Annotated in this window: 3 protein-coding genes; all 3 read right to left on the bottom strand. The window is 38.4% G+C overall.

Translation table 11 applies throughout. From position 1 onward, the window contains the following. The coding region (locus Q3V94_RS13525) for a UDP-N-acetylglucosamine 2-epimerase (protein ID WP_303528528.1) at positions 1 to 310 on the bottom strand (310 nt) is incomplete at its 3' end. Positions 311 to 320: 10 nt separating this feature from the next. After that, the gene (locus tag Q3V94_RS13530; RefSeq protein WP_303528529.1) at positions 321 to 1,064 is read right to left on the bottom strand and encodes an acyltransferase; all 744 of its coding nucleotides are present in this window, start codon (positions 1,062 to 1,064) and stop codon (positions 321 to 323) included. A gap of 39 nt (positions 1,065 to 1,103) precedes the next feature. After that, a partial coding sequence (locus tag Q3V94_RS13535; protein WP_303528530.1) for a Gfo/Idh/MocA family oxidoreductase occupies positions 1,104 to 1,338 on the bottom strand: 235 nt, incomplete at its 5' end.

The raw sequence follows: 1,338 nt of genomic DNA on the forward strand, positions 1-1,338 counted from the left end.
CAAGGGCACCTGCCAAAGTTGAATTTGTGTCCCCATAAACCAATACAGCGTCAGGTTTTTCTTTTAAAATTACTTCTTCTATTTTTATTAGCATATTCCCCGTCTGCTCCCCATGGTTTCCTGAGCCAACATTAAGGTTATAGTCCGGTTTTGGGATATTAAGCTCTTCAAAAAATATATTCGACATATTTTCATCATAATGTTGTCCTGTATGGACTATTATTTCCTTAAAATGTTTTCTAATCTCCCTTGACACTGGAGCAGCCTTTATAAACTGGGGCCTTGCTCCGATTACCGTTAGTATTTTCATATAATCCTCCTTAAAATTGATTCTTTAAAAGCTGATCCTCTGGAACATCCTTGAAGTATTTTGCTGGGTTTCCTGCAACGATCTTTCCAGATTCTACATCCTTAGTAACAACTGCACCTGCTGCCACAAATCCATCCTCATAAATGGTTTTCCCGGGCAATATAGTTGCCTGTGCACCGACTCTTCCACCTTTTTTTATTGTAACTCCCTTAAAATGTTTAAATCTTTCCTTTGACCTTGCTGCAAAATTATCGTTAGAGGTTACAACGCCTGGTGCAACAAATACATAGTCCTCAAGCTCTGAATAGGCTGTAATATAAGCATTTGTCTCAAGCTTACAGTTAGATCCAACCTTGCAGAAATTTTCAACTGCAACGCCGCGTCCTATAATGGTCTTACTACCAATTGTTACATTTTCCCTTATCGTTGCAAGGTCTGCAACTAATGTGTTTTCTCCAATCTCACAGCCGCAGTATATTATAACTCCTGCACCTATTAAGCATCCACTTCCTATTTTTGCAGGCGGAAGTTCCTTTTCGTCTTTGAATATACTGTTTACAGCCCTCATAGGCTTTTTGCCTATAACAGTATTGTCGTCTATCCTAACATTGTCTCCAATTACCGTCCCCTTGTGGATAACAACATTGTTTCCTATTATGCAGTTGTCACCAATAACCACATCATCCTCTATAACGCTGAACCTTCCCACGGATACATTATCTCCTAGCTTTGCCATTTGTGAAATATAATTCATAAAAATCCTCCTTAAAAAGCTGATTAAGTATCAGAAAACTTATCTTATTTTAATATCCGCGTCCTTCATATCAAGGGTTGAAAATTCTCCAATTGGGAATTTAACAGGCATTCCTGTTTTTTGTGACTTATACGCTGCAAGTATTATTTCCATTCCCTTTTTGCCTTCTTCACCGTTAACAAGTGGTTCCCTATTATTCTTTATAGCATCTATCATGTCCTTAAATAAAGGTGTGTGGCCGTATCCGTAAACTGTATCAGGATCGCCTTCCTGC

Source organism: Caloramator sp. CAR-1 (assembly GCF_030546345.1).
Lineage (GTDB): Bacteria > Bacillota > Clostridia > Clostridiales > Caloramatoraceae > Caloramator > Caloramator australicus.

Excerpts from the sequence above, each read along its gene's own strand:
- Q3V94_RS13530 (WP_303528529.1), bottom strand. The coding sequence starts at position 1,064 with ATGAATTATATTTCACAAATGGCAAAGCTAGGAGATAATGTATCCGTG.